At 41.4% G+C, this 18,563-nt stretch carries 15 protein-coding genes and 1 pseudogene; 11 read left to right on the top strand and 5 right to left on the bottom strand.

Annotated features, from left to right (window positions below):
* The first annotated feature begins 190 nt into the window (after positions 1-190).
* The 3 genes from PI95_RS30270 to PI95_RS30260 all read left to right on the top strand — a co-directional run bounded on the left by PI95_RS30270 (position 191) and on the right by PI95_RS30260 (position 5,228).
* Positions 191-340, top strand: coding sequence for a hypothetical protein (locus PI95_RS30270; protein WP_236117257.1), 150 nt, complete (start codon positions 191-193; stop codon positions 338-340).
* A gap of 69 nt (positions 341-409) precedes the next feature.
* Positions 410-4,240, top strand: a complete 3,831-nt coding sequence (locus PI95_RS30265) for a hypothetical protein (protein ID WP_039737170.1) — start codon at positions 410-412, stop codon at positions 4,238-4,240.
* 367 nt (positions 4,241-4,607) lie between these two features.
* Positions 4,608-5,228: a sugar transferase gene (locus PI95_RS30260; protein ID WP_336507639.1), complete on the top strand. Its 621-nt coding sequence runs from the start codon at positions 4,608-4,610 to the stop codon at positions 5,226-5,228.
* A 141-nt stretch (positions 5,229-5,369) separates the two neighbouring features.
* Here the strand turns inward: PI95_RS30260 and PI95_RS30255 are convergent, their stop codons facing one another.
* From PI95_RS30255 to PI95_RS30240, 4 genes are all read right to left on the bottom strand, one after another.
* Positions 5,370-6,200, bottom strand: a complete 831-nt coding sequence (locus tag PI95_RS30255; protein WP_039737168.1) for a carbohydrate ABC transporter permease — start codon at positions 6,198-6,200, stop codon at positions 5,370-5,372.
* Between the two features lie 314 nt (positions 6,201-6,514).
* Positions 6,515-7,096 (bottom strand): 5-formyltetrahydrofolate cyclo-ligase, encoded by a 582-nt coding sequence (locus PI95_RS30250; RefSeq protein ID WP_039737167.1) that lies wholly within the window; start codon positions 7,094-7,096, stop codon positions 6,515-6,517.
* Between the two features lie 16 nt (positions 7,097-7,112).
* Positions 7,113-7,988, bottom strand: a complete 876-nt coding sequence (locus PI95_RS30245; RefSeq protein WP_039737166.1) for an ABC transporter ATP-binding protein — start codon at positions 7,986-7,988, stop codon at positions 7,113-7,115.
* 243 nt (positions 7,989-8,231) lie between these two features.
* Positions 8,232-9,140, bottom strand: coding sequence for a peptidoglycan-binding domain-containing protein (locus PI95_RS30240; protein ID WP_039737165.1), 909 nt, complete (start codon positions 9,138-9,140; stop codon positions 8,232-8,234).
* Between the two features lie 641 nt (positions 9,141-9,781).
* On the opposite strand from PI95_RS30240, the gene PI95_RS30235 reads away from it, so the two are divergent.
* Entirely contained in the window at positions 9,782-10,399 is a 618-nt protein-coding gene (locus PI95_RS30235; RefSeq protein WP_039738184.1) for a hypothetical protein, read from the top strand.
* On the opposite strand, the gene PI95_RS37045 is transcribed toward PI95_RS30235, so the two are convergent.
* Positions 10,389-10,523 carry a hypothetical protein gene (locus tag PI95_RS37045; protein ID WP_268896842.1) on the bottom strand — a complete coding sequence of 45 codons (135 nt, stop codon included), beginning with the start codon at positions 10,521-10,523 and terminating at the stop codon, positions 10,389-10,391. The genes PI95_RS30235 and PI95_RS37045 overlap by 11 nt on opposite strands.
* A gap of 154 nt (positions 10,524-10,677) precedes the next feature.
* Between PI95_RS37045 and PI95_RS30230 the strand changes: the two genes are divergently transcribed.
* The 7 genes and pseudogenes from PI95_RS30230 to PI95_RS30200 form a co-directional block, all read left to right on the top strand.
* Entirely contained in the window at positions 10,678-11,430 is a 753-nt protein-coding gene (locus PI95_RS30230; RefSeq protein ID WP_039737164.1) for a response regulator transcription factor, read from the top strand.
* Between the two features lie 54 nt (positions 11,431-11,484).
* The gene (locus PI95_RS30225) at positions 11,485-12,816 is read left to right on the top strand and encodes a sensor histidine kinase (RefSeq protein WP_039737163.1); all 1,332 of its coding nucleotides are present in this window, start codon (positions 11,485-11,487) and stop codon (positions 12,814-12,816) included.
* A 27-nt stretch (positions 12,817-12,843) separates the two neighbouring features.
* Positions 12,844-13,515, top strand: coding sequence for a phosphate signaling complex protein PhoU (gene phoU / locus PI95_RS30220; protein ID WP_039737160.1), 672 nt, complete (start codon positions 12,844-12,846; stop codon positions 13,513-13,515).
* Between the two features lie 597 nt (positions 13,516-14,112).
* The gene (locus PI95_RS30215) at positions 14,113-16,350 is read left to right on the top strand and encodes a PhoX family protein (protein WP_039737159.1); all 2,238 of its coding nucleotides are present in this window, start codon (positions 14,113-14,115) and stop codon (positions 16,348-16,350) included.
* Between the two features lie 424 nt (positions 16,351-16,774).
* Positions 16,775-17,386, top strand: a complete 612-nt coding sequence (locus tag PI95_RS30210; protein ID WP_039737158.1) for a Crp/Fnr family transcriptional regulator — start codon at positions 16,775-16,777, stop codon at positions 17,384-17,386.
* Between the two features lie 206 nt (positions 17,387-17,592).
* Positions 17,593-17,760, top strand: a complete 168-nt coding sequence (locus tag PI95_RS30205; RefSeq protein ID WP_163519324.1) for a hypothetical protein — start codon at positions 17,593-17,595, stop codon at positions 17,758-17,760.
* A gap of 552 nt (positions 17,761-18,312) precedes the next feature.
* Positions 18,313-18,563, top strand: a pseudogene (locus PI95_RS30200) (iron uptake porin); the annotation flags it as partial.

The raw sequence follows: 18,563 nt of genomic DNA, 5'->3' as shown, positions 1-18,563 counted from the left end.
TGGACACTCATTGACAGCCTTCTACACAGACTGTCTATGATGCTGCACGAACAACTAAGAACAAGGCTGTCAATGAGTGTCTATTGTTTGTGAGTCCCCAACTGCAAACATTATCACTTAAAACAAAACTTCATCAATGATACTAAATATAATTAATTTTGGCTTTTTTATCTTTTCTATGATAAAGGTAATGTTTCTGTGTTTGCTGTCAACGTTGCTCGACTGCGTTACCCTCAAAATGGCACATGGAGGAATGAGCGATGCAGGCGGTGTGGCTCACACTCAACGCATGGTTGTGCGTCTGTTCCACCACTTCTGTGTACCGCGCTTGGTGGCATGACTCCTTCCTATTTCAGGTAAAGTAACTTCTATAAAAGATAACGTACAGTTCTAGCTAAGGTAAATCACAGTGACTTCCCGCTTTGAAGAAATACAAAGACTAATCGCAGATATTGAGGACTTATTCGCTAAAAGCGGCAAACGCTTACCCAGAGTTCTATCCGGTCAGGCAGCACAAGAGCCAAGACAGCTTTTAGAACGAATTCGCGACTTTCTCATCAAATTAAGGGACGAATCAGAAAACAAGCTTGCCGAACAGCCACAATTATCGCCAATACTCGCGAAATTTGCCGATCGCGGTAATAGTGAGTCTTCACCACAGCCAGATCAAAATCAACAACAGAGTGTCTTTGTCCCCCAAGAGCAAAAAATTGATTTTTCCGCATTGCTTCAGCCGTTGCAAGCAGAATTACAAACTTTGTTGCAAGAGCGAGCCACTTTAGTACAGGAAATCAGACAATTAGAGCAACGGCGATTGCACAACTACTCCTTAACCCAGCAGATGGCAAATCAGGAGCAGATGATTTCCGAATTTTTGCAGGTGTTGATGAATCGCATAGTGCCAATAACCCCACAAATAACAGATAATTTAGCATCAGGCGCGAGCCAGCAACTCGATACTAATTACTCAACAGAACTAGAATCTACCTCGACTCCACCATTTTTAGAATCAACACCCCCAGAACAGTTAACACGCTTTGCTGCGGAGTTAGATCGCCGTCTCTTATCGCTAGATGGAACTGTGAATGTCGTCTTTGAAGCACTACAGCGTAACATTCACACTTACCACGAGTCATTATCTCAAGCATTAGCGAGAATGCACAGCCAAGGAGTGCAAACAGAACACTTGATGAGCAGCTTTCTCAACAATTTGACTTCTCAGTTGCAGCAATCTTCTTTAAGGGGAGAAAACGAAACCTCTTCATCACCGACAATTATTCAACAAGATACCCCCGCGACAACAAATCTAGATACAGTACTTTTGCAACTTGGTGTGGATGAGCCAAACTCACTCGTTACTGCTAATACTACAACTCCAGCCGCATCAGTGCCGAATGCTCAGTTAGTTGTTGATGAAGTAGATCAGCTTTACGCCAGTTTGTTTGGTACTGAAAATCTCACCGAGCAAAGCCAGAAAATTGACACAATTCGAGAATCGGATATTACAGATAAGTTATCTGCTAACGCTTCAACTGATTTATCAATGTCGAATATTGTCCAGCCACCAGAAAGCCCCACAAAATTACAACAATCGGTTGTTCAGGATGAAGTCACCCCGGAAATAATTAATCAGGAAACAAATGTTATAGATGATGTATCGGCTTTGACCACAGATTCATCACAACTTGGCGGCACAAACGAAGTGCAACAAACGGAGAATCCAGTTGTTGTACAAGATGCTTGGCTGCAAGAATCAAACGCGGATCTTCTGGATGCAAGCAACCCCACACCAGCAATATCAGATACTTATGAAAAAGTAACACTGAATAATACTGAGAATATTTTGCCGTCAGCCGAAGATGTAACACCTGTGCCTGTTGAAGAACCGACAATTGCCGATACAATTACTGTCTTGGGCGACTTGTTAATTAATGTAGCGCCAGATACTTCAGAAACTCCAAGTTCGTTATTTGTGCAGAAAGATGAAGAACCACAGCGAACAAACTATATTAGCGCTTCTCCCCAGGAAAATTTACTCTCTCAAGCTGAAGCGATCGCTGACTCTGTTTTTGATATTTCCTTAGACGAAGACCAGTTAGAGCAATTAAATCAAGATTTAGCTGATTTTGATCGGCAATTAAATTCTCAGTCACAACCGGAAATCAACTTAGAAAATCAATTTATAGCAGAAAATACTTTGACTGCCGCTGAGTCTGTTGTCGAGGTGTTAGAGATTTTCCCCGCGTCAAGTGAAAAGACTGAATCGACAGCATTGCTAAGTTCCGGTGGCGCAAATCAACCAGAATCGCTCAATCTTGATGGTTCAGTTTGGTATCTGGGAATCGATTTGGGTACAACTGGAATTTCTGCAACGCTGTTGAATCGCTCCACAAATGTTGTCTATCCTCTTTATTGGTCAGCAGAAAAGCAATCGGCAGCAACTTTATTAAAACCATCGTTTCGTTTACCAGCAGAAGTTTATTTACCTGCGGCTTCTGTATCTGGTAGCGAGATGTCCACAGAAGCACTCCACTCAGAAGCCCCAGTAGCTGTGGCTTCTGAAAAGGCAGGAGTAGCTACTAGCAATTCTCCCGAATTAGCGCAAACAAACAGTGTTTATTCAGCGCAGTTGAAGCCTTATTTACAAATAGCGATACCCTACAAAAACGAGCTAGATAAATGGGAACCTGTGTTGCAATTAAATGAATTTTCCGCAGGTCCTTTGATTTGGGTTGTGCGATCGCTCTCGAAATTGCTGTTAACTCTCAAATGCGTAAGCACTAGCACTACACCAGGTTTAACAGCAGCAGCTGTTGGTATAGATGAACAAAGTTTTCAGACAATTATCAACAATATTGCTGGTGTAATAATAACTTGTCCATCTAACTGGTCGGAACAATATCGCTTTAATGTCCGCGAAGCTTTACTCACCAGCGAAATAGTGCAGCATCCACAGCAAGTATTTTTTGTGGAAGAAGCGATCGCTAGTTTGCTTAGTGAACTCGACGGTGCTAACGGTGAGACTGTACAATTGTGCGTTCCCGAAGGTTCTCCTCCGCCAATTCAAAGCGATCGCCGTCCGATTGGTAGCACTCTGACAATTAATATTGGCGCAACTTCCACAGAAATGGCGCTAGTCGATTTGCCAGAAAACCTGCAAGAACTGACACACAGTAATTTTATGCTCCACGGTTTTGCTTATGCTGGCAAAGGAATTGAGCAAGACATTATCTGTCAGTTACTGTTTCCCCAAAAATGGCAACAACCACGTTCCTCAACACAAGACGATAGCAAAACTACTAGCAGTAATGCTTGGCATTGGCAACCAGCGATTCCTGGTTTAGATCGGATGCAGCTGTCAAGTTTGAATTTAGAAGAATTAGAACTTCCTCGACCTGGGGAACCAGATATCACAACTCGCATTCGTCTTCAGCAACGGCTCGAAAGTTCTCTTTTGGGACAGGCGGTGTTAGATGCCGGACTTGCTTTAAAATTGATTTTACAGCACCAAGAATCTTTTACTTTGGAATTGGCAGATCGGCGATGGGTGTTGCATCGGCGAGATTTAGAAGCGAATGTATTTGTTCCGTTTGTGCGACGCCTCAACCGAGAACTTAACAGATTGTTAGTAGCGAAGGGAATTCCTACAGAAGCAATTAATCAAGCTATACTCACCGGTGGAGTGGCAACTTGCGGTGCGGTGAAAAGTTGGCTGCGGCAAAAACTCCCCAACGCTAAGATTATTCAAGATTTATCTAGCAATGACGGTGCCCCCACTTGTAGCCGGGTTGCTTATGGTTTGGCAATGTTACCTTTGCATCCCCAAGTTGTAGAGGTAGCAAAGCAACAGTATACAGATTATTTCTTGTTTAGTGAATTGCTGCGACTAATGCCAGAGCGATCGCTATCTTTTAACGAAGTTATTCAGTTATTCGAGAATCAAGGCATCAATACCCGTACTTGTCAGCAACGCTTGCTGGCTTTTTTAGAAGGTGAGTTACCTCCTGGTTTGATTCCTTCTAGTCTAGACTCCAACTGGCTGACTCACACTTCAAAAGAAAATCCTGACTATAAAGCGATCGCTGCTGCCCCACTTTTTGACAAACAAGGTAGCCTTACCTATCGTCCCAATTCCCAACAACTACAAGCACTGCGTCGCTATCTCGATGCTATCAAAGCCAGTACTCAGCAATCCTTTGACGAACCTTACACAGTTAATTTCGTACTTGTCAGCAATTAGATTGCTGCTTGAAAGTTCGTAGTAACGGCTTTAGCCGTTGTAATTCAGCGCTCTTCTCGCTCACTACCAAGCCCGCAAATAGTTTTACATAACACGCAGCTATCGTAAGTATAAATATTTAAGTGTACTTCCATCCAGATTGCGTGTTATTGTTTTTTTATGTATTTGCTTCCGAGAAAATACTGAAAATTTAAAAAACCCTGCGTAATTGAAAGATTAGATAAAATTTGCCGTTTCCGCATTTACTCAAGAAAATTTCTTGTCTATATTGGCATTTAGCAACATATAAATCAGTAAAAACCGAATTATAGCCGTGTCCACCTGTACTTCTAATACAGAATCTTTTGTTGTAAATGATTTTGTAACTATAAATCATTCTATACACGCATCAACAGTAAGCACTGTCAAACGATTAATTGACATTTTCGGAGCGATTATCGGGTTGATGGTTACAGCAGTAGTGTGTATTCCCGTAGCGATCGCCAACTTGATTGACAACCCAGGTCCTCTGTTTTATTCTCAAATTCGCTGCGGTCTTAACGGAAAACCCTTCCGCATGTGGAAATTTCGCTCAATGATCGTTGGTGCCGATAAACTCAAGCATCTAGTAACAAACGAGGCAAAAGGTCACATTTTTAAATCTGTTCACGATCCTCGCATTACTCGTGTTGGTAAATTTTTGCGGCACACCAGCTTAGACGAATTTCCTCAATTTTGGAACGTCTTAATCGGAGACATGAGTTTAGTTGGTACTCGTCCACCCACTCCTGACGAAGTAACACAATACGAACCACACCACTGGCAAAGATTGCGAGTTAAACCAGGCATTACCGGCGAATGGCAAGCTAATGGTCGTTCCTCCATTAACGACTTTGAAATTATCGTCAGCATGGATATTGACTATCAGCGTAAGTGGTCTGTTGCCTACGATTTAAGTCTCCTAGTCAAAACTGTTTGGGTCGTATTTAAAAAAAGCGGTGCTTATTAATAAAATTTCCGTAAAAACTCTCTCAAACTCTCCCAAACTCTGTGTACTCTGTGTCGCGCCAGATGCTTCAAGTCGGCAGAGCCGCCCAACGCACTGGCTTCTCTGCGGTTCGTTTCTTCCAATCCACGCATTAAGAATTATTTAACCCTTCACACCCGCGCTACTTTCCGTCGGTACAATATAACGTTGTAAAAACAGAAATAATATCAACACAGGCGCAATCGAAATTACCGAACCAGCAGCTACCAACCGCCAATCTAAGGAAAACGTACCCGCTAATTTCGCGACTCCCAAAGGTAGAGTGTATAACTGTTCATCTTGGATGACAATTAAGGGCCAAATAAAGTCACTCCAAGAACCAATAAATACGAAAATAGCCAAAGTTACCAGTGCAGGGCGAATCGCTGGCAACATAACATGCCACCACAAGCCTAACTCTGAGCAGCCATCCATTCTAGCAGCTTCTTCCATTTCTTTAGGAACACTAATAAAAGCTTGCCGCAACAGAAAAATCCCAAATGCAGAAGCCAAGCTAGGAAAAATCATTCCCAAATAAGTGTTTCTCAAACCCATTTGCACTGTCAAAATGTACAGGGGAATCATCACGATTTGGAAGGGAATCATAATCGTGGAGACGATCGCCACAAAAATCCAGTCTCGTCCTGGAAAGGACAATCGAGCTATCGGGTAAGCTGAAGCCGCGCAAAATAGTAGATTTAAGCCCACAGTCAGCACTGCCACCAATGTACTGTTGAATAAGTACTGCCCAAAAGGTAGAGCTTGCCAAACTGAGACAAAGTTATTCAAAGTAGGTTGATTAGGCAATAATTGCAGCGGCGTCGCAAAGATATTTTCTGTCTTGCTTTTCAACGCCGTACTTAAAAGCCACAGCAAAGGAAACAGCGTCATTAAGGCGATCGCTCCCAATAACCCATACATCCATAACCAATTTTTGCTTTTAATTAAAGTCATTTCTTTTTCTCCACTCTCTTTTACAACTTCTTAATTACCATAAATTATTTACTGCTTTTACAACGTTTTATCCGGTAAACATCTATCCTAAAATCATTTTAATTGCTTGTGTTTGTCAAAGGATCATAGTAATATAGTAAGTGTATTTTACTAACTACATAGCGTTGTTGTTGGTGCGTCGAGGACAATAGTCCTCGGCGCGGAATTCCAAAAGTTATTTGGGAATTTATTTCTACCTGAATTTTCAAAAATAAATACCATAACTAGAAAAATTCCTTGTAACTCGTAACAACGCTCCAACTAACAATTAACAACTAACTTCTACAAGCAGTCAACCCCATTTCAGTGCAAACATTTTGTAACGGTTGATCCCAAGATTCAATTGGTAGCTGTGGTAGATAGGCAAAATCAAATACAATTCCGATAGTCGGCTTTGTTGCCCACTCAGGAGAACTCAGCAGGCGATCGTAATATCCACCCCCATAACCCAAGCGATATCCTTGATAGTCGCAAGCCACACTGGGAATGATAATCAAATCCACTTCCGCAGGCTTTATAGTTGGTGCGTCGGCATGAGGTTCGATAATACCATAACCGTTTTTTTGCAGGGAATCTTCTTTTGTGTAGAGATGCCAGCAAAGCGAGTCACCGACGCAGCGTGGAAATCCCCATCTTTTAGTAATCTGGGTATCTTTCCCACCGTTAAAAGATGCAAACAGTGGACTGAGGTCAGGTTCTTTCTTGAAACTGAAATAAGCCAGGATTGTTTTTGCTTGGGTAAACAGTGGTGAGGTAGTTATGTGAGTGCAGATGCGATCGCTACTTTGTTTCCATTCTGCCAGCGACATTGATTGACGTGTTTTGAGAAGCGATCGGCGTAATTCTGCTTTTTCCATTTAGAGAAATTTTCTTTTAATCTAACCGACGTCCTGTGAGGTCTACGAAAATATCTTCTAAATTAGAAGCACGCACCATCATCCCGGTTTTATCTTTTTGTTGATCTAGATAAACATTAGCTTCTGACAAAGTCGGGAAAAACTGATATTGAGTGCGATCGCCAACTTGCTTCATCACCAAACCTTGACCATGTAAGGAGCGCAACTGTTGTAGAGTTCCTAAAGAAATCAGCTTTCCGCCATCCATAATACCAATGCGTCCTGGCTTATCACCGCCAAAAGCATCGCACAAATATTCGACCTCATCCATATAATGGGTCGTTAGTAGCATCGTCATTCCTTGCTTATTCAAATCTCGAATAATTTCCCAAAGGCGCCGTCTTGTTTGCGGATCTAGTCCTACCGTCGGTTCATCTAAAAACAGAATTTGCGGTTGATGCAACAAAGCTCTCGCTATCTGTAACCGTCGCTTCATCCCCCCAGACAAAGTTTTTACTAAACCATTGCGTCTGTCTGCTAGCTCTACATAATCTAGCCATTGATTAATTAATCGCTGTCGCTGTGGATTGGCAATGTGATGTAGCCTTCCGTGCAACTCCATATTTTCCCATACTGTTAAATCTGCATCTACACTGACTTGTTGCAAAACTACACCAATGCTTTGCTTTGCCAATATCGGTTGCTTTACCACGTCATATCCAGATACTTCAATCCGCCCTTGGGATGGTTTCGTTAACGTGGTTAGCATCCGAATTGTCGTAGATTTACCTGCACCATTGGGACCGAGTAGACCAAATATTTCACCTGCTTCAATTGTGAATGAAAGATCGTTCACCACAGGTACATTGTTGTAAAGCTTGTAGACATTTTCTAGGTAGACAGCAGCAGTCATGGATACTTTGCATATGATTGTGAATTCATCCTTAAACTAGCATTCCTGCCGCCAGGACACTTACTTCAAAAGGAATAAGGGCATTGGGCTTTTTTAATTTGGGTCAAAGGGTAAAGGAAAAAAGGGGAAAGGGGGATGGAGTCATATAAAATCAGTCGAATTATTTTAAAATATTTCAACATTTCCCCTTTCCCCTTTCCCCTTTCCCCCTTCCCCATTGCCCAATTCCCAATGCCCAATTCCTTATGCTGGAAATGCCTTGACTAATTCATCGCCGGGAATAATTGTGGTGTAGAAGACATAGTTATGATTAGCTACATAACGGCGATCGCCTTTTATTATCGCCATGAACTCGCGGTGTCCTTCGCGTCTGCGTCCCACTAAACAACCCGCACTGGCATTTTTAATATCATTTACAGGAGCATCGTAGCCCCAGTGTTGATTTATGTAGAAATCATCACCTGTGTCAAGTCTGTCGCCAGTTCGTTTAAAATCTTCGTTGAAATCTCGGCAAACAGTAATTTCCCCAACTTGCCTTAAAGCTTCGTGACGCTCTGCTGTGCCGTGGATTCCCACAGACCAAGCTTTGTATTGCCCAAATTGAATTCTCGCAGCTCCTTGAGAATTCATTGGCTGGAAGGTATAATGTCTACCTGGTTCGGTGGTAGCTTGCCAGTGGTTGACGATTTTAGGAACACCATCCACGACTTCAATGACTATCCGTCGATCGTTAAATTCATTCGGTGCATCATTATTGAGGCTGCCGTCTTCATTCATGCCCTCAACGTAAACAATATTATATTCTTTCGGTTCGGTGAATATGGTATAATTTTTGGATTGCATATATTTTACAATCCGGCTTGCTAGGTCATTACCTAGTTTTAAGGGAGTTTTAGGAAGTTCGTCTCGTTTAGTTTCAATCAGTTCTTTAGCTGTGACTTTTCCTAAAAATTCAGTTTCTCCTGTCTTTGTTAAGTTTTGAAATTTTTTCAGTGCGGCTGCTGAAAGCGGTCCAAACTTGCCATCAGCAGGAGGTTCCAACAGACCCAAGCCAATTAATTGTATCTGAACTTGATGAGCCAAGTCTGGATCTTGAGCGATCGCCTCAAAGCCATACTTCTCATCTGTTCCCAAAAACTCTTGTAATTTCATACTGCGCCCTTCAACTCTTATTTATCACATCTGCTGACTAATAGGTGCAAAACTCAATAAATTATGCACTTACTCAATTTGGGTGCTGTGAAAATTTTTAAGTGATGATGACTGGTTGTTATCCAAAAACCCGATTTTTTATTGTCTGTACGTTGGTTTTAGAACCTATTTAATAAGGCTTTTCTTTGAAAATATACCTTTGGGTAGATTATTTCGTCAAAATGATTATTGGTTACAAAACTTAAAATTATTGTGTAAAACAATACTTTTTTTAGTAAAAACATTGAAATATAAAAAAAGCTGTAAAATTACTGAGAAAAACGTGAGATTTAATAAATAAATTGTCAATTAGAGCGCTGTTTTACAGAGGCAGTGGCAGTAAAAACCAGAGCTTTACAGATTTAGGAATATTGCTGTCAAAAAAGTTAATTATTTGTATAAATAACATCTAATCTAAGTGACTCATTAGCTGACATTTTTTCATGTCATGAGCGATATTTGATAATAAATGGCTGGTGTCTACGCAAGCAGCCTAAAAATCAGAAAAGGTTAATTTTTTGTATAAAAAAATCAAATTTTCCAGAAATGAGCTAACTTCAAAACACGGAGGAAAGTCTGTGTTCTCATTTGAGGGAAGAAAAATGACAGAAGTATCAGTTCGTCTTCGCGATCTCAAACCGGAATATCAGAAGCTTTGGCAAAGCTGTCAAATAAAATCTGACCAATTAGATACCACCAAGCAGATAGTTGCGAAAATTAGGGCAAATCGCGATCGCTACCAAGCTGTACAACAAAAAATTAATGTACCTTGGTACTTTATTGCGGTCATCCACAATATGGAATCCTCCCTTAGCTTCAGCAAACATCTGCACAACGGCGATCCCCTGAAAAAACGTACCGTAAATGTCCCCGCAGGTAGACCAGTCCCCGACCCCATTAAAGGTTGGGACGTAGGCTACACATGGGAAGAAAGTGCTATAGATGCTTTGACAAAAGGAGGCAAAGATTTAGACAAAGTAAAAGATTGGAGTTTACCCGCACAACTTTGGCAAATTGAACAATACAACGGTTTTGGTTACAGGCAAAACCATCCAGATGTTCTCACCCCTTATCTGTGGTCGGGCACAAACCACTATACCAAAGGTAAGTACACCTCTGACGGAAAATGGAATGCGAATGCAGTTTCTGAACAAATCGGCGCCGCTGCTTTACTAAAAATTTTGATCAAAGAAGAAAATCTTACCATTCTCATGGCTTAATGGGAATTGGGCATTGGGCATGGGTAATGGGTAATGGGGAATGGGTAATCGGTAATGGGTAATGGGTAATAGAAAGAAATTGTCCCCCAAGTCGTCCCCCCACTTCCCACTCCCCACTCCCCACTCCCCACTCCCCATCTTTCACACAATATTTAGAGTGTTAAATCAGCATGTGATTTAGATAACAACTTTTTCAGAAATTTCTTTAACTTTGATGCTGACACTGATATAAGATAATTGTATTGATACAGGCACAAGCCCCAAACTTTGTGATCCCGATGTATACAAGTGAGTTGACTAAGTATCCTCCCAGAACAGAGATTGCAAACACAAGCCGCATTCTCGTGGTAGAAGATGAAGAACTAATTCGGGAAATGTTGGTTGTCGCTTTGGAGGAGGAGGGTTACGGGGTGGTAACTGCCTCGGATGGACGAACGGCTCTAGAATATCTCAAAAATTTTGAACCCAACTCTGGAGAGGTTGTTTTTGACTTAGTTATCCTTGATTTGATGCTGCCTCAAATCAATGGACTGGATATTTGCCGCTTGCTGCGTCATCAAGGAAATCCAGTACCAATTTTGATGCTGAGTGCTAAAGGTAGTGAAACTGACCGCGTTTTGGGTTTAGAAGTCGGGGCAGATGACTATCTGACTAAACCTTTTAGTATGCGGGAGTTAGTCGCTCGTTGTCGAGCTTTACTTCGGCGTCAACGCTTAAGCACTTTGCCCGTAGTGCCAGTTTTACATTATAAAGAAGTGACACTAAATCCCCAAGAGTGTCGCGTTATGGTTCGCGGTCAAGAAGTGAATTTATCGCCAAAAGAGTTCCGCCTTTTAGAATTGTTCATGAGTTATGCTCGTCGGGTATGGTCGCGAGAACAATTGCTAGATCAAGTTTGGGGTCCGGATTTTGTCGGGGATAGTAAAACTGTAGACGTTCACATCCGCTGGTTACGCGAAAAATTAGAGCTTGATCCTAGCCGTCCTGAATATATCGTGACTGTGAGAGGTTTTGGCTATCGATTTGGATAATTGATTCAGATAGTTGTTAGTTTTTAGTTGTCATCAAGTAACTAAAAACTTGCGATGCTGGTATTGGTTTTTTTTCTGGGTTTAGCCATAGGCATTGGGTTTTGGATTTGGCAACAAATTCAACTAAATCGCTATTTGCGACGAGTGGTGCGACCTTTTGCCCCCGATTCTTCTAAGGTAATGCTACCGCTGATTCCTCGTTTGCGGGATGAAATTGCCTTAGTTGAGCAGCATCAGCAAGATTTACAGCAGTCGCTGCAAACTTATGAAAAAGTGCTGGATTTTGCACCGGTGGGATATTTGCAAGTTGATGAAGAAAATCAACTGCTGTGGTGCAATCAGCAGGCAAGAGAGATACTGTATTTGCAAAGGTGGCAACCAGGACAGGTGCGCTTGTTGCTAGAACTGGTAAGATCCTATGAACTGGATCGGTTAATTGAGCAAACGCGCGATCGCTCTTCTTGCCAAATCAAAGAATGGGTGTTTCACCCCTCTTATGAAAACGCCGCAGCCATGTTAGAATTAAAGCCTTTAGCTTTGCGAGCATCCAGCTTGCCCTTACCCAATGGACAAGTAGGGGTATTTCTGGAAAATCGCCAACCACTGCTAGATATGAACGCAGCACGCGATCGCGCTTTTTCCGATCTGGCACACGAACTGAAAACTCCCCTAACTTCGATTCGTCTGGTCGTAGAAACTTTACAAAACCGCTTAGAATCACCTTTGAATCGTTGGGTTGACCGCTTAATGCAAGAAGTTGACCGATTAATTAGCTTAGTGCATAGCTGGTTAGAACTTACCCAAATACAAAATAATCCAGGAATTGAACTACATCCAGAAGTAGTAGAAGTGCGATCGCTAATTGCCTCTGTCTGGGCAACACTAGAACCGATAGCACAGCAACAGCAATTAACTCTTGACTCAAGAGGAGGCGAAAATCTCTGGATAAAAGCAGATAAATCGCGAATTTACCAAGTATTCCTCAATTTGCTCGATAACAGCATCAAATACAGTCCCCCTGGTACAAAAATTTACGTTGAGGCGAAAATCATCCCCATAAATAATAACTATGAATACAATTCTTCTCCCCAAAGTCTGGAAATCAATATAATAGATTCCGGATTCGGTTTTTCGGCAAGCGATTTGCCTTATGTTTTTGAGCGATTTTACCGGGGAGATACAGCCAGAACTCGTGACTCACAACCACCTAGTAACTCAAAAACGGGAATTGTTGGAACTGGTTTAGGTTTGGCGATCGTTAAACAAATCATCCTCGCACACGGAGGTTCGATTAAAGCCATGAATCATCCCGAAACAAAAGGTGCATGGCTGCAAATTGTATTCCCAGAAGTAGTGGCAAACTCCCAAAGCCAAGACTATAGTTAAACAATATCTTCATGTTTGAGACGAAAAATGACCAAAGCAGTCCTTGATAGTCCCAATCCTGAAAGACCCCAGCTAGCACGCGCTATGAGACGTTTAGAACGGGATGTTTTACGTATGGGTGCTTTGGTCGAACAATCATTTCGCCTCAGTCACCAAGCTTTAATTGCCCGGAACTTAACCGCAGCTGAGGAACTTCCCCGATTAGATAAAAAAATTGACCGCTTTTATAAACAAATCGAATTAGACTGTACGGCAATCATGACCCTGCAAGCACCGACAGCTCAAGATTTGCGGTCTTTGAGTGCTATTATGCAGCTGGTGCGCGACCTAGAACGCATCGGCGATTATGCTAAAGATTTAGCTGAAATTGCCGTGAAAATCTTTCCTTATCCGCCTCATCATACTTTACCAGAAATTGCCGTCATGTTTCATCACGCCCAGGCAATGCTAGCTACTAGTTTGGTGGCTCTGGCAGATTTGGATGAAGTCAGCGGACGCAGTATCAAACGTTTAGATGATGCTGTAGATAATGCCTACGATCGCGTTTATCAAACTTTAGCTTACCAACGAGATGTCCCAGGCGTAGTTGAACCAATTGTCTTGCTAGCTTTAGCAATTCGCTGTCTCGAACGTATGGCAGATCACGCCACCAACATCGGTCAACGAGTAGCATACATCGTTACCGGTCAACGCGGTTAATTGCGGCATTGAGCAATGGGCATCGGGCAATTGTTTAATGGGCAATGGGGATTGGTAATTCCTCCTTGTCCACGGACACGTTCTGAGCTCCTCCACCCCCGCACTCGCGCTCGTCCTCCCCTTGTCCCCTTGTCCTTTTGTCCCCATGCCCAATGACGGCAGGTGCTCCACTTGGTCCGACACCAAGACCGCACAGCCAAACCTATGCCCAATTCCCCAGACAATTTAAAAATTTTGTAGTAGTGGATACCGGTTTTCCACAATTTTTTTTGGTAATCTGTGACAAGAAATTAATTCTTAGTAAAAAACATACATTACATTTAAGTGTAACTTTTGGTTAAACTCGAAAAATTAAAGTAATAATCAGGTAAGTTGAAAATTTATTTTTATACTACAATGATGAAAGTATAGAATGATACAGATAAATATAGATAGAAATATTTTTTGCTCAAGCAAATCAAATATTTGTTAAATAACATACATTTCACGAAAAGCTTACCTGTTCTTAATCTTTGACGTTTAAAGTAACCAAAGATCGGCATTGCTGAATGCTCCTTTATATCTCACTCTCTGTTTATGGTGTAATCGATAAAACTGATGAGTATCAAACGTCGGGAATTCTTGCTGTTATTGGGAGGAAGTGCAGGTGCAGTAGCACTTGGCTCTCTGGGTGGGTGTGATAAAAAAAATACATTACAGCAAGTAGCTACCAAGGTAAATTCATTTTTATTTAAACCGATAAAAGGTGCTATACCCTTAGAAACGGCTGGGTTCAAACCAGAACAGCAAAAAGAAATTTACAGCACCCATGAAGTTGTAGATGATTTAGTACTACCACAAGGTTTTCAATATCAAGTTATTGCAGCTTGGGGTGATAAAGTCGGTGATTCGCGCTTTGGTTACAACAACGATTATTTATCTTTTGTGCCAACAACTGAAAACGAAGGATATCTCTCAGTTAACTTTGAATATATCAGTGCCATCCCCTGGATGCAGACATATCAGCAAGTAATAGGCAAATCATTACCATTTGCAGAGGTAAAAACAGCACTGAATTTGAATGCATCCGGGAAAAATGAAATAAATGCTTATGCTTTGCCAGATAATGACCCAATAAAAGCGAAAATCAAGGAAATCTGTTCAGAAGCGCTTTTAGATCAAGGATTGGGGATTATCTCGATTAGAAAAACAGCTGCGGGTAAATGGGAAAGAACTAATTCTGCAAGCGATCGCCGAATTAGTGGAATTTCTGGCTTAGAAGACAAGCGTTATTTAAAAGCAACCGGTCCTGCGGTAACTGTGTTTCGCAAAAAGCAAGGACAGGGATATATTGATAAATTAGGCGATCGCATTATCGGTTCTTTCGCTAACTGCGCCGGTGGGACAACACCTTGGGGTACAGTCTTAAGTGCAGAAGAAAACTTTCAAGCGCAAGTACCTGAACCAGTATATGCCGATGGAACATCCTTAGATCCAAGTAAACGTCCTTTTGCTTTGGGTGATGAAGAACTTTTCGGACAAGGTAATGTTTTCGGATTAGCGGGAAATAAATATGGCTGGATTGTCGAAGTCGATCCAGCAAACCCGAATGATTACGGCACAAAACACACTTGGTTAGGACGATATCATCATGAAGCTGTTGGTGTGCGGGTTGAAGCAGGCAAACAACTAGCATTTTATTCCGGATGCGATCGCCGGGGAGGACATATATATAAGTTTGTGAGTAGCGATCGCGTCACCAACCCCAAAGATAAAGCTAATTCCCAACTGTTGCAAAAAGGAATGCTTTACGCTGCCAAATTTAACGCTGATGGTACCGGTCGCTGGATTCCCCTAAAAGCAGACACACCTGTAGATCCAGATGTTCCTAGCAACATCGCTGGAAATATCATCCGTCTACCAAAAGGTGCGACAAGCGAAAAAGGCAAAGTCAATTTTCAACCTTTACCAGAACCAATTGAAGGAGTTAATCTACAAATCACCAAAGACGAAGAAATTAGCTTTTTTAAACAAAACTACAAAAAGTTAGGCGACCTTTACACGGGTAATACTGAAGAACAGCAAGGTGCAATTTTAATTGACGCACATTATGCCGCAAATGCCGCCGGTGCTACCTGCACAGCGCGTCCCGAAGATACGGAAATTGCTTTGAGTGGCGATTTGTACATCAGCTTTACCTCTGGTTCTCCTGATAAAGAGGGGGGTCCAGATATCAGAGTTTTCAAAAGTCCTAAAGGTGAAGCACCCTATGAGTATGGCTGGGTGATGCGTTTAACTGAAGACAACAACGATCCCGCAGCCGAGAAATTTAAATGGCAAATGTTAGCAACAGGAGGTGAACCCGCAGCAGGTGGTATGGGTTTTGCCAATCCCGATAATTTGCTGTTAGATCGTAGCGGAAATGTCTGGATGGTAACAGATATGTCCAGCGGTAAAATGAATAGTGCCATCATTAATCGCGTTAATGACCAAGGTAAACCTGCTAACATATCGGGTTTGTTTGGTAACAACGCTCTGTGGTTTATTCCCACCAGTGGTGAAGAAGCAGGTAAAGCTTTTCTATTTGCCACAGGACCTATGGAATGCGAAACCACAGGTCCGTGCTTCACTCTTGACGAGCAAACAATGTTCCTCTCAGTCCAGCATCCAGGTGAAAGCAACGGTATACGTAAAAACCAAGCTTCAGAAAGCAGAGAATTTTTAGTTACCACTACCACGGGTGAAGAATTTATGCAAACTCGTCAAGTTCCGATTGGCTCGAATTGGCCCAGCAAAACTCCCAATTCTCCACCGAAGCCAGCAGTTGTTGCTATTACTAAATCTTCATCTACTTGACAATTATTTTTAATAGCAGTACGCTAATCATAATTTAATCAAGGAATTTTTATACAAACCATTACCAAATTTTAAGCTGCACCTATATATAAAATTCCCATGACAATATATGCTAATGCCATGTCATAACTTCTAAAAGCTACCACCCGATTTGAGTAACGCTTCCTCAGGCGGTATGACCTGCTCAAATTATTAGTTGAATAATTTACAGACACTATTTGGCAATTGAATTTGAGATTTGCCCATGATTCAAATTATCTCAACTTACCTTAAAGCGGTTTTTCCTTTGAAAACATCTATCCTTTGACTGAAAGAGCGTGGTGATGAGTGTTCTAGCAAGCATTTGCCTTGCATAGATTGGGTTTTGCATTCCTTGATAATTTTTAAATCTAGCAAACAACTTCTATTAAGCGAGATAACTTCCATGACATATTCATCGATTAATACACCAAATCCTATATCTAACAATCCCTTAACTACTGCAAATGAACAACTGCCCCAGAGGTTATTTAACCGTCGAGAAATAATTCCCCAACGCAATGATGTACTTTGGCGGATTGAGCGGGGGACAATTCGTACCTTAACCTGGAGTGAAGATGGAACATTCATCACTCTGGGTTATTGGGGACCTGGGGATTTAGTTGGTTATCCTTTATCCACAGTCAAACCTTACCAAATTGAATGTTTGACAAGTGTAGAGGTAAGCATAATACCACCTCACCTTTGGCACGAAGATTTGAATGCTTTATTATGCCACATTCAACAAGCAGAGGAATTGCTAAGTATAGTACATCGTAAGCCAATTTCTCTACGTTTGTGGCAATTTTTGGTCTGGTTGAGTCAAAAGTTTGGTCGTGAGGTAGAACAAGGCAAGCTGATTGACTTGAATATTACCCACCAAGAAATTGCCGAAGTTTTAAATACAACACGGGTGACAGTCACGCGGCTGCTACAGCAGTTTGAGGAAGAAGGAAAAATGTTACGCTATAAACGCCGGATTGTTCTATGTTTTCTGAATCAAGGGGCAAAAAAATAGTGTCAAATGTGTGCTAGTTGACTTGTTTATACTACAGGCACTTTGATTAAATAAATAATGACAGTTTCCTGGTGAGGACTTACACAACACTATATTAAATAATTACTTCGTGTTTCACGGAAGTTTGAAGTGCCGAAAGTCGCTATTAATTATCTGTGCGTCTGGAGGAGTTAGTTTTTAGATGATTTGGCGTAAGTCCGTTCCTTATGAAACAACGAGAGCGAATATTTTGTCTGTGGGATTTTTGGGTGCGATCCGCCGCACCTTGCGATTCTCGCTTTTGCTATAAAGGACGAGGGGTGCGATCGCGATCGCTCCTTGGCGATTCCGCTCCTCATGAGATAATATTGCTGACGCTCAAAAATCAAGAGTAAGTATTAAAGCACTAACTCACGAAACAAACGATAAATTTTAAATACATAAATAAAGTTACCAAAAAATTCAATAAACTTTAAGTTATCGTAATCGGTCTGATAACTATATTAGCTATGGGTATTTTTAGAGGAATTTTGGAAAAATTTTGCCTCTTAATATAGTTACTTCACTTGACAGTAGACACAACCATTATCTATGAAATTATCGAGGAGCGTAAATATCCTCGCTCCGTAACTATAACTTGATTGTTGGTGCAGCTTTTATTTCAGTCAATGAGCAAAAATGATGCCTAAACATTGCGCTATTGAGCAATAATTTTTATCTGAAGGCAGTTGTTGTCATTGGCGCAAGATACCAATTTTACCTAACCTTAACCTGAGAATAATTTTCAAACTAGACTTTTGACTTCTTGGAGAAATAGTCAACAACATGAAGGAGGAAATTACATATCTAAAATTGAATATTAATCATAATATCTGCTACTATTACTGTAAAATGTTTATCGGAATTTTCCCCGATTAAATCAATAGGTGTGAGTGAAAGTCAAAAAAATGAAAAAACCTCTGTGGAACGTTTTTAAACTAAGTCCATTAGTTGTTGCTGCCTCATTTTTAGCGGCAAACAGTGCCAATTCAGCTGAAGTCAAAGCTGAACAAGAACAGACAACTTCTGTTTCCCAATTGTCCCAAGAAGCTAACAGCATCGGTCAGGTAACATCGGTATCTCAGTTTTCTGATGTGCAGCCGACAGATTGGGCATTCCAAGCATTACAATCTCTAGTTGAGCGGTATGGCTGTATCGC

Source organism: Hassallia byssoidea VB512170, assembly GCF_000817785.2.
GTDB lineage: Bacteria > Cyanobacteriota > Cyanobacteriia > Cyanobacteriales > Nostocaceae > Hassallia > Hassallia carrinoi.
Note: the sequence above shows the minus strand (reverse complement) of the source record. Positions and strands in the feature narration are given on the sequence as shown.

Coding starts and splice junctions, on each gene's coding strand:
- PI95_RS30235 (WP_039738184.1), top strand. CDS start 9,782: ATGACAGAAGTATCAGTTCGTCTTCGCGATCTCAAACCGGAATATCAG.
- PI95_RS30255 (WP_039737168.1), bottom strand. CDS start 6,200: ATGACTTTAATTAAAAGCAAAAATTGGTTATGGATGTATGGGTTATTG.
- PI95_RS30205 (WP_163519324.1), top strand. CDS start 17,593: ATGAAACAACGAGAGCGAATATTTTGTCTGTGGGATTTTTGGGTGCGA.
- PI95_RS30230 (WP_039737164.1), top strand. CDS start 10,678: ATGTATACAAGTGAGTTGACTAAGTATCCTCCCAGAACAGAGATTGCA.
- PI95_RS30250 (WP_039737167.1), bottom strand. CDS start 7,096: ATGGAAAAAGCAGAATTACGCCGATCGCTTCTCAAAACACGTCAATCA.
- PI95_RS30245 (WP_039737166.1), bottom strand. CDS start 7,988: ATGACTGCTGCTGTCTACCTAGAAAATGTCTACAAGCTTTACAACAAT.
- phoU (WP_039737160.1), top strand. CDS start 12,844: ATGACCAAAGCAGTCCTTGATAGTCCCAATCCTGAAAGACCCCAGCTA.
- PI95_RS30270 (WP_236117257.1), top strand. CDS start 191: ATGTTTCTGTGTTTGCTGTCAACGTTGCTCGACTGCGTTACCCTCAAA.
- PI95_RS30215 (WP_039737159.1), top strand. CDS start 14,113: ATGAGTATCAAACGTCGGGAATTCTTGCTGTTATTGGGAGGAAGTGCA.
- PI95_RS30210 (WP_039737158.1), top strand. CDS start 16,775: ATGACATATTCATCGATTAATACACCAAATCCTATATCTAACAATCCC.
- PI95_RS30225 (WP_039737163.1), top strand. CDS start 11,485: ATGCTGGTATTGGTTTTTTTTCTGGGTTTAGCCATAGGCATTGGGTTT.
- PI95_RS30240 (WP_039737165.1), bottom strand. CDS start 9,140: ATGAAATTACAAGAGTTTTTGGGAACAGATGAGAAGTATGGCTTTGAG.